The organism is Streptomyces sudanensis, from assembly GCF_023614315.1.
Taxonomy (GTDB): domain Bacteria; phylum Actinomycetota; class Actinomycetes; order Streptomycetales; family Streptomycetaceae; genus Streptomyces; species Streptomyces sudanensis.
Map to the genome: position 1 here is coordinate 2,296,526 of NZ_CP095474.1, position 9,648 is coordinate 2,306,173.

The window sequence follows — 9,648 nt, forward strand, 5'->3', positions numbered from 1 at the left end:
CCGGGGTACCTTTTATCCGTTGAGCGACGGCGCTTCCACAAGCCACCGCCGGATCACTAGTCCCGACTTTCGTCCCTGCTCGACCCGTCGGTCTCACAGTCAAGCTCCCTTGTGCACTTACACTCAACACCTGATTGCCAACCCGGAAACGTCACCTTTGGGCGCCTCCGTTACCCTTTAGGAGGCAACCGCCCCAGTTAAACTACCCATCAGACACTGTCCCTGATCCGGATCACGGACCCAGGTTAGACATCCAGCACGACCAGAGTGGTATTTCAACGGCGACTCCACCATGACTGGCGTCACGGCTTCACAGTCTCCCACCTATCCTACACAAGCCGAACCGAACACCAATATCAAACTGTAGTAAAGGTCCCGGGGTCTTTCCGTCCTGCTGCGCGAAACGAGCATCTTTACTCGTAGTGCAATTTCACCGGGCCTATGGTTGAGACAGTCGAGAAGTCGTTACGCCATTCGTGCAGGTCGGAACTTACCCGACAAGGAATTTCGCTACCTTAGGATGGTTATAGTTACCACCGCCGTTTACTGGCGCTTAAGTTCTCAGCTTCGCCCGGACGAATCCAGGCTAACCGGTCCCCTTAACGTTCCAGCACCGGGCAGGCGTCAGTCCGTATACCTCGCCTTACGGCTTCGCACGGACCTGTGTTTTTAGTAAACAGTCGCTTCTCGCTGGTCTCTGCGGCCACCCCCAGCTCGGAGTGCAAGACTCGTCACCAGACGTGGCCCCCCTTCTCCCGAAGTTACGGGGGCATTTTGCCGAGTTCCTTAACCATAGTTCACCCGAACGCCTCGGTATTCTCTACCTGACCACCTGAGTCGGTTTAGGGTACGGGCCGCCATGAAACTCGCTAGAGGCTTTTCTCGACAGCATAGGATCATCCACTTCGCCACAATCGGCTCGGCATCAGGTCTCAGCCTTCAATGTGTGACGGATTTGCCTACCACACGGCCTACACCCTTACCCCGGGACAACCACCGCCCGGGCTGGACTACCTTCCTGCGTCACCCCATCGCTCACCTACTACCAGTCTGGGCCACCGGCTCCACCACTTTCCTTCCCCCGAAGGGTCCGGAACGGCTTCACGGGCTTAGCATCGCTGGGTTCAGCGCTGGCGCTTCAAAGCGGGTACCGGAATATCAACCGGTTGTCCATCGACTACGCCTGTCGGCCTCGCCTTAGGTCCCGACTTACCCTGGGCAGATCAGCTTGACCCAGGAACCCTTAGTCAATCGGCGCACACGTTTCCCACGTGTGTATCGCTACTCATGCCTGCATTCTCACTCGTGAACCGTCCACAACTCGCTTCCACGGCTGCTTCACCCGGCACACGACGCTCCCCTACCCATCACAGCGGGCGTTGGCCCTCATGCTGCAATGACACGACTTCGGCGGTACGCTTGAGCCCCGCTACATTGTCGGCGCGGAATCACTTGACCAGTGAGCTATTACGCACTCTTTCAAGGGTGGCTGCTTCTAAGCCAACCTCCTGGTTGTCTCTGCGACTCCACATCCTTTCCCACTTAGCGTACGCTTAGGGGCCTTAGTCGATGCTCTGGGCTGTTTCCCTCTCGACCATGGAGCTTATCCCCCACAGTCTCACTGCCGCGCTCTCACTTACCGGCATTCGGAGTTTGGCTAAGGTCAGTAACCCGGTAGGGCCCATCGCCTATCCAGTGCTCTACCTCCGGCAAGAAACACACGACGCTGCACCTAAATGCATTTCGGGGAGAACCAGCTATCACGGAGTTTGATTGGCCTTTCACCCCTAACCACAGGTCATCCCCCAGGTTTTCAACCCTGGTGGGTTCGGTCCTCCACGAAGTCTTACCTCCGCTTCAACCTGCCCATGGCTAGATCACTCCGCTTCGGGTCTTGAGCGCGCTACTACACCGCCCTATTCGGACTCGCTTTCGCTACGGCTTCCCCACACGGGTTAACCTCGCAACACACCGCAAACTCGCAGGCTCATTCTTCAAAAGGCACGCAGTCACGAGGGCCCGAAGGCCCCGACGCTCCCACGGCTTGTAGGCACACGGTTTCAGGTACTATTTCACTCCGCTCCCGCGGTACTTTTCACCATTCCCTCACGGTACTATCCGCTATCGGTCACCAGGGAATATTTAGGCTTAGCGGGTGGTCCCGCCAGATTCACACGGGATTTCTCGGGCCCCGTGCTACTTGGGTGTCTCTCCAACGAGCCGCATGAGTTTCGACTACGGGGGTCTTACCCTCTACGCCGGACCTTTCGCATGTCCTTCGCCTACCCATACGGTTTCTGACTCGTCCTGTCGCCGGCAGACGACAGAAGAGAGATCCCACAACCCCGCATGCGCAACCCCTGCCGGGTCTCACACGCATACGGTTTGGCCTCATCCGGTTTCGCTCGCCACTACTCCCGGAATCACGGTTGTTTTCTCTTCCTGAGGGTACTGAGATGTTTCACTTCCCCTCGTTCCCTCCACATGCCCTATGTGTTCAGGCATGGGTGACAGCCCATGACGACTGCCGGGTTTCCCCATTCGGAAACCCCCGGATCACAGCCTGGTTGACGGCTCCCCGGGGACTATCGCGGCCTCCCACGTCCTTCATCGGTTCCTGGTGCCAAGGCATCCACCGTGCGCCCTTAAAAACTTGGCCACAGATGCTCGCGTCCACTGTGCAGTTCTCAAGCAACGACCAGCCACCCACCACCCCGCCACAACCGCGACGAGTTCACTGGGGCCGGCGTACCGAAGGCCACGAGCACACGCTCGCACCCTCAGACACCCAACAGCGCGCCCGACACACCCAGACCCTTCCCTCCCGCGTTCCACGCCCCCTTTGACAGGAGCAGTACTAGCGGTCCGAAAGAACCCGAGTGCGCCGAATAATCAACGTTCCACCCATGAGCAACCGTGCGAGTCATTCGCTCGCAGTCGGCTATGTGCTCCTTAGAAAGGAGGTGATCCAGCCGCACCTTCCGGTACGGCTACCTTGTTACGACTTCGTCCCAATCGCCAGTCCCACCTTCGACAGCTCCCTCCCACAAGGGGTTGGGCCACCGGCTTCGGGTGTTACCGACTTTCGTGACGTGACGGGCGGTGTGTACAAGGCCCGGGAACGTATTCACCGCAGCAATGCTGATCTGCGATTACTAGCAACTCCGACTTCATGGGGTCGAGTTGCAGACCCCAATCCGAACTGAGACCGGCTTTTTGAGATTCGCTCCGCCTCACGGCTTCGCAGCTCTTTGTACCGGCCATTGTAGCACGTGTGCAGCCCAAGACATAAGGGGCATGATGACTTGACGTCGTCCCCACCTTCCTCCGAGTTGACCCCGGCAGTCTCCTGTGAGTCCCCATCACCCCGAAGGGCATGCTGGCAACACAGAACAAGGGTTGCGCTCGTTGCGGGACTTAACCCAACATCTCACGACACGAGCTGACGACAGCCATGCACCACCTGTATACCGACCACAAGGGGGCGACCATCTCTGGCCGTTTCCGGTATATGTCAAGCCTTGGTAAGGTTCTTCGCNTTNCNNCNAANNANANCANANNCTCCNCTGCTTGTGCGGGCCCCCGTCAANTCCTTTGAGTTTTAGCCTTGCGGCCGTACTCCCCAGGCGGGGAACTTAATGCGTTAGCTGCGGCACCGACGACGTGGAATGTCGCCAACACCTAGTTCCCAACGTTTACGGCGTGGACTACCAGGGTATCTAATCCTGTTCGCTCCCCACGCTTTCGCTCCTCAGCGTCAGTAATGGCCCAGAGATCCGCCTTCGCCACCGGTGTTCCTCCTGATATCTGCGCATTTCACCGCTACACCAGGAATTCCGATCTCCCCTACCACACTCTAGCCTGCCCGTATCGAATGCAGACCCGGGTTAAGCCCCGGGCTTTCACATCCGACGCGACAAGCCGCCTACGAGCTCTTTACGCCCAATAATTCCGGACAACGCTTGCGCCCTACGTATTACCGCGGCTGCTGGCACGTAGTTAGCCGGCGCTTCTTCTGCAGGTACCGTCACTTGCGCTTCTTCCCTGCTGAAAGAGGTTTACAACCCGAAGGCCGTCATCCCTCACGCGGCGTCGCTGCATCAGGCTTGCGCCCATTGTGCAATATTCCCCACTGCTGCCTCCCGTAGGAGTCTGGGCCGTGTCTCAGTCCCAGTGTGGCCGGTCGCCCTCTCAGGCCGGCTACCCGTCGTCGCCTTGGTGAGCCGTTACCTCACCAACAAGCTGATAGGCCGCGGGCCCATCCTGCACCGCCGGAGCTTTCCACCGCCATCGGATGCCCGAAGCGGTCGTATCCGGTATTAGACCCCGTTTCCAGGGCTTGTCCCAGAGTGCAGGGCAGATTGCCCACGTGTTACTCACCCGTTCGCCACTAATCCCCCACCGAAGCGGGTTCATCGTTCGACTTGCATGTGTTAAGCACGCCGCCAGCGTTCGTCCTGAGCCAGGATCAAACTCTCCGTGAATGTCTCCCCGTGATCGGGGCGAACCACTCGCGTCGAGCGGAACCGGGGAAAGGAATGATCCCCCCGGTCCTCAGCATCCTCGCTGTGTTCTTCAAAGGAACCACATCCCCGCAGATCCCTGCAGAGACGGGGTTATCAACATATCTGGCGTTGATTTTTGGCACGCTGTTGAGTTCTCAAGGAACGAACGCTTCCTTCGTACTCACCCACCAGAACTTCCGGCAGGCTTTCCTCCGGGCGCTTTCCCTTCGGTGTTTCCAACCTTACCAGATCCGTTTTCCGTCCCGTTCCCGGTCCGGATTCCGATTCCAGCGGCCGATTGGAAGGCCTCCGCCTTTCGGCTTGATTCGACTTTATCAGACCTGCCTCCACCGAATGAAATCGGCTTCGCAATCCGAATCAGGAATCAATTGGCTCCGACCGTAACCTGTCCGGTTCGCTACGGAGCGAGAGAGATATTAACCGTTGCACTTGAGCTTGTCCAGCCCCGGCAACCGTTCAAATCTACCTCCCCGCTCGACCTGTGTCAACAGGTCTGGCGGGCGAAGAGGAGACTAGCAGGCTGTCGGGGGCGGACGCACATCAGGCGGCGGTGGGAAGCTCCGCGCTGCGGTCGGCGGACGCCACGTCGCCCGCCTCGCCTGCCCGGGCCGCCCGGCCGCCCAGCACGTACACGTACGCGAGGAAGGCGGCCTCGGCCACGACACCGATGGTGATGCGGGCCCAGGTGGGGAGGCCGGAGGGGGTCACGAAACCCTCGATGACGCCGGAGACGAAGAGGACGAGGGCCAGGCCGACGGCCATGCCGATAGCGGCGCGGCCCTGCCGGGCGAGAGCCGTGCGGCGTGAGTGCGGGCCGGGGTCGATGACGGTCCAACCGAGGCGGAGGCCCGTGCCCGCGGCGACGAAGACGGCCGTCAGCTCCAGCAGGCCGTGCGGCAGGATCAGGCCGAGGAAGGTGTCGAGGCGTCCCGCGGAGGACATGAGGCCGAGACCGATGCCGATGTTGAGCATGTTGAGGAAGAGGATCCACAGCACCGGCACGCAGAGGAAGGCGCCGAGCACCAGGCACATGGCGGCGGCCTGCGCGTTGTTCGTCCAGACCTGGGCCGCGAAGGAGGCGGCCGGGTGGCTGGAGTAGTACGTCTCGTACTCGCCGCCGGGGCGGGTCATGCGGCGCAGTTCCTCGGGGGCGGCGATCGCGGCCTGCACCTCGGGGTGCGTGCCGATCCACCAGCCGATGACCGCGGCCAGGAGGGTGGAGAGGAGCGCGGTGGGGATCCACCAGTGGCGTGCGCGGTAGACCGCGGCGGGGAACGCGGCGGTGAGGAAGCGGGCGACATCGCGCCAGGAGGCGCGGCGGGTGCCGGTGACGGCGGCGCGGGCGCGGGCGACGAGCCGGGTGAGCCGGGCCGTGAGCGCCGGGTCGGGCGTGGTGCTCTGGATGACGGAGAGGTGGGTCGCGGTGCGCTGGTACAGCGCGACGAGTTCGTCCGCCTCGGCGCCGGTCAGCCGGCGGCCGCGGTTCAGGAGGTGGTCCAGGCGGTCCCACTCGGCGCGGTGGGCGTTGACGTAGACGTCGAGGTCCATGATCGGCTGATGCTCCAGTGCACGGGTGCGTACGGTTCGTACTACTGCGGCGCGCTGCCGGTCAGCTTGGCAGACTGGCGGGGGGAGCGGTCGGGCGAGGTGAGGAAGGGCGGGCGGCGTGAGTGAGGTCGTGACGGGGGACGCGGTCGTCCTGGGGCTTCGGCCGGCCCGGTTGCCGAGCCGGGCGCTGGCGCTGTTGATCGACCTCGTGGTCGTGTGGACGGTGTACCTGCTGGTGCTCCTCGGGCTCGCCTTCGCGACGGCGGCGCTCGACGAGGCGGCGGTGATGGCGGTGTCGATCGCGTCGTTCCTGTTGGTGCTGGTGGGCGGGCCGGTCGCGGTGGAGACGCTGAGCCACGGGCGGTCCCTGGGGAAGATGGCGTGCGGACTGCGGGTGGTGCGGGACGACGGGGGGCCGATCCGGTTCCGGCACGCGCTGGTGCGGGGGCTGGTCGGGGTCGTGGAGATCCTGATGTCCTTCGGGGTGATCGCGTGTGTCGCCTCGCTGGTGTCGGCGCGGGGGCGGCGGGTCGGCGATGTGTTCGCGGGGACCCTGGTGGTGCGGGAGCGGGTGCCGGTGGGGCGTACGGCGCCGGTGCCTTTGCCGCCGCCGTGGCTGGTGGGGCGGTTCGCGCAGGTGGACCTGTCCGCGGTGCCGGACGGGTTGTGGCTGGGGATCCGGCAGTGCCTGACCCGGATGCGGGAGCTGGACCCGGAGGCGGGGCGGGCGCTGGCGGAGCGTCTGGCGGGTGAGTTGGCGGTGTGTACGGGGGCGGCGGTGCCTCCCGGGGTGCCCGCAGCGGTGTTCCTGGCCGCGGTCGTGCACGAGCGGCAGGCGCGGGATGCGCGTCGGGCGGGACCTTTGAGCACCGGGGCCGGTGGGGTGGGTGGCTTCGGAGGGGTTGATGGGGCTTCTGTTCCCACTGATCGGGCCGGGACGGTCGGGGTGGCCGGGTCGATCGGTGTGGGTGAGGCGGCCGGAGGGAGCGGTTCCGCCGGGGTGGTCGCGTCCGGGGCCGGAGCGCACGGGACGCGGGCCGCGGCGGAGGCGGACGAGGGCCTCGGCCGGGGGGCCGCCACCGGGTTCGCGCCGCCCGCCTGACGGAGGGGGCCGCGGGGTCTCAGGGGAAGACGGAGGGCGGGTCCCGGAGGTCCTCGAGCTCGACGCCCGGGGCCGCGAGGACCACGTCGCCGGCGATGTGGACGGTGTGCCGCTCGCCCGTGTCGAGGGCGGTGACCCGGTACTCGTCCACGGTCAGGGGGCCGTTGTCAGTGGTGTGCGCTTCACTGTCCACCAGGGCCCAGGACTGGTCGACGGTGAGGGGGGCGAGGACCGGGTTGGTGAAGGCGACGAGGCGGACGCGGGTCGATCCGGAGCCGGGGGTGAGGCGGAGGAGCCGGGTGAGGGCCACGAGGAAGGCGGGAGAGTTGCCGGTGAAGGCGTGGGCGCGCACGTTTCCTTCCGTGGCGTGCGAACCGGCCGGGTCGGTGCGGACCCAGGTGACGCCGTCGAGGGCGGCAGCGCGGACCTGCCAGCCGCCTGCGTGGAGTTCGAGCCGGATGGGGCGGCCGAGGTCGTCGAGGGCGAGGTCGACGGAGCCGGCGTGGTCGCCGGAGGGGGTGGTGAGTTGCGAGACGTAGCGCCAGCCGGAGGGGCCGGGCGCGCAGTGGAAGTGCTCTTCGCCCAGGGGGGTGTGGTCGTGCGGATCGTGGAGCGAATAGCGGCCTCGGGGCATGGGTCCTCGGGGTTGCGGTCGGGGCCCCGGCGCCGCTGAGCGGTGGCCGGCCGGGTACGGGGCAGGCCCCCGGCACGGGGGTGCGGGGGCCTGCCTGGGTACCTGTCGCCGGTGGCGGCCGTTCGGCGGTCGCGGGGGCGGTCAGTAGCGGTAGTGGTCCGGCTTGTAGGGGCCTTCGACCTTGACGCCGATGTACTCGGCCTGCTCCGGGCGGAGCGTGGTGAGCTTGACGCCGAGCGCTTCCAGGTGGAGGCGGGCGACCTTCTCGTCGAGGTGCTTGGGCAGGACGTACACGTCGGTGGGGTACTGCTCCGGCTTGGTGTAGAGCTCGATCTGGGCCAGGGTCTGGTCCGCGAACGAGTTGGACATCACGAAGGAGGGGTGTCCGGTGGCGTTGCCCAGGTTCAGCAGGCGGCCCTCGGACAGGACGATGATCTTCTTGCCGTCGGGGAAGGTCCAGGTGTGGACCTGCGGTTTGACCTCGTCCTTGACGATGCCGGGGATCTTCGCGAGGCCGGCCATGTCGATCTCGTTGTCGAAGTGGCCGATGTTCCCGACGATGGCCTGGTGCTTCATCCTGGCCATGTCGGAGGCCATGATGATGTCCTTGTTGCCGGTGGTGGTGATGAAGATGTCGGCGGTCTCGACGACCTCGTCGAGGGTGGTGACCTGGTAGCCGTCCATCGCGGCCTGGAGGGCGCAGATCGGGTCGATCTCGGTGACGATGACGCGGGCGCCCTGGCCGCGCAGGGACTCGGCGCAGCCCTTGCCGACGTCGCCGTAGCCGCAGACGACGGCGACCTTGCCGCCGATCAGGACGTCGGTGGCGCGGTTGATCCCGTCGACCAGCGAGTGGCGGCAGCCGTACTTGTTGTCGAACTTCGACTTGGTCACCGCGTCGTTGACGTTGATCGCCGGGAAGAGCAGCGTGCCGTCGCGGTGCATTTCGTACAGGCGGTGGACGCCGGTCGTGGTCTCCTCGGTGACGCCGCGGATCTCGGAGGCGAGGCGGGTCCACTTCTGGGGGTTCTCACCCAGGGTGCGGCCCAGGAGGCGGAGGATGTGGCCGTACTCCTCGCTGTCCGCGGTGGACGGGTCCGGGACCTGGCCGGCCTTCTCGAACTCGACGCCCTTGTGGACGAGGAGGGTGGCGTCACCACCGTCGTCGAGGATCATGTTGGGGCCGCCGGTGGGGCTGTCCGGCCAGGTGAGGGCCTGCTCGGTGCACCACCAGTACTCCTCCAGCGTCTCGCCCTTCCAGGCGAAGACGGGGACGCCCCGCGGGTCGTCGGGGGTGCCGCCGGGGCCGACGGCGATGGCGGCGGCGGCGTGGTCCTGGGTGGAGAAGATGTTGCAGGAGGCCCAGCGGACCCGGGCGCCGAGGGCGACGAGGGTCTCGATGAGGACGGCGGTCTGCACGGTCATGTGCAGGGAGCCGGTGATGCGGGCTCCGGCCAGGGGCTGGGCGTCGGCGTACTCCTCGCGGATCGCCATCAGGCCGGGCATCTCGTGCTCGGCGAGGGTGATCTCCTTGCGGCCGAACTCGGCCAGGGAGAGGTCGGCGACCTTGAAGTCCTGCCGGTTGTCGACGGTCGTCATTTCGGGCTGCTCCTCGGTGTCGGGGCGAGGTGGGTACGGCTGGCTCCGCGCCGGCGGACACAAGGGTGCCCGGGCACGCGCGGTGCAGTCGTCGGAGGCCCTCTCTCCCTCGGCCGGTCCTTCGGGACCGCCCGACCGCCATCAGCAGCGACGCCTGACTCGGTATTCGAATCTACACCGACCGGGCGAGGGGCTTCACGTCCCCTCGGGGCGGGCGTCGGGCGTCGGGCNGGAGNNCG

Annotated in this window: 4 protein-coding genes and 2 rRNA genes (1 of these 6 running past the window's edge); 1 reads left to right on the forward strand and 5 read right to left on the reverse strand. The window is 65.2% G+C overall.

The window, feature by feature from the left end:
* The 3 genes from MW084_RS10575 to MW084_RS10585 form a co-directional block, all read right to left on the reverse strand.
* Positions 1-2,659: ribosomal RNA gene (locus tag MW084_RS10575) — 23S ribosomal RNA — on the reverse strand (it extends 454 nt beyond the left edge of the window).
* A 297-nt stretch (positions 2,660-2,956) separates the two neighbouring features.
* Positions 2,957-4,484 (reverse strand): 16S ribosomal RNA (locus tag MW084_RS10580).
* The 16S and 23S rRNA genes sit together here, the layout of an rRNA operon.
* 582 nt (positions 4,485-5,066) lie before the next feature.
* Complete coding sequence (locus MW084_RS10585) at positions 5,067-6,074, reverse strand: stage II sporulation protein M (RefSeq protein ID WP_010472776.1); 1,008 nt, start codon at positions 6,072-6,074, stop codon at positions 5,067-5,069.
* 118 nt (positions 6,075-6,192) lie between these two features.
* On the opposite strand from MW084_RS10585, the gene MW084_RS10590 reads away from it, so the two are divergent.
* Positions 6,193-7,176, forward strand: a complete 984-nt coding sequence (locus MW084_RS10590; protein WP_010472774.1) for an RDD family protein — start codon at positions 6,193-6,195, stop codon at positions 7,174-7,176.
* Positions 7,177-7,195: 19 nt separating this feature from the next.
* Here MW084_RS10590 and MW084_RS10595 read toward each other — a convergent pair whose 3' ends face one another.
* Together MW084_RS10595 and ahcY are read right to left on the reverse strand one after the other, a co-directional pair.
* Positions 7,196-7,810, reverse strand: a complete 615-nt coding sequence (locus MW084_RS10595) for a hypothetical protein (protein WP_010472771.1) — start codon at positions 7,808-7,810, stop codon at positions 7,196-7,198.
* A gap of 141 nt (positions 7,811-7,951) precedes the next feature.
* Positions 7,952-9,409, reverse strand: coding sequence for an adenosylhomocysteinase (ahcY, locus tag MW084_RS10600; RefSeq protein WP_010472770.1), 1,458 nt, complete (start codon positions 9,407-9,409; stop codon positions 7,952-7,954).
* Positions 9,410-9,648: the final 239 nt, after the last annotated feature.

Excerpts from the sequence above, each read along its gene's own strand:
- MW084_RS10585 (WP_010472776.1), bottom strand. The coding sequence starts at position 6,074 with ATGGACCTCGACGTCTACGTCAACGCCCACCGCGCCGAGTGGGACCGC.
- MW084_RS10595 (WP_010472771.1), bottom strand. The coding sequence starts at position 7,810 with ATGCCCCGAGGCCGCTATTCGCTCCACGATCCGCACGACCACACCCCC.
- ahcY (WP_010472770.1), bottom strand. The coding sequence starts at position 9,409 with ATGACGACCGTCGACAACCGGCAGGACTTCAAGGTCGCCGACCTCTCC.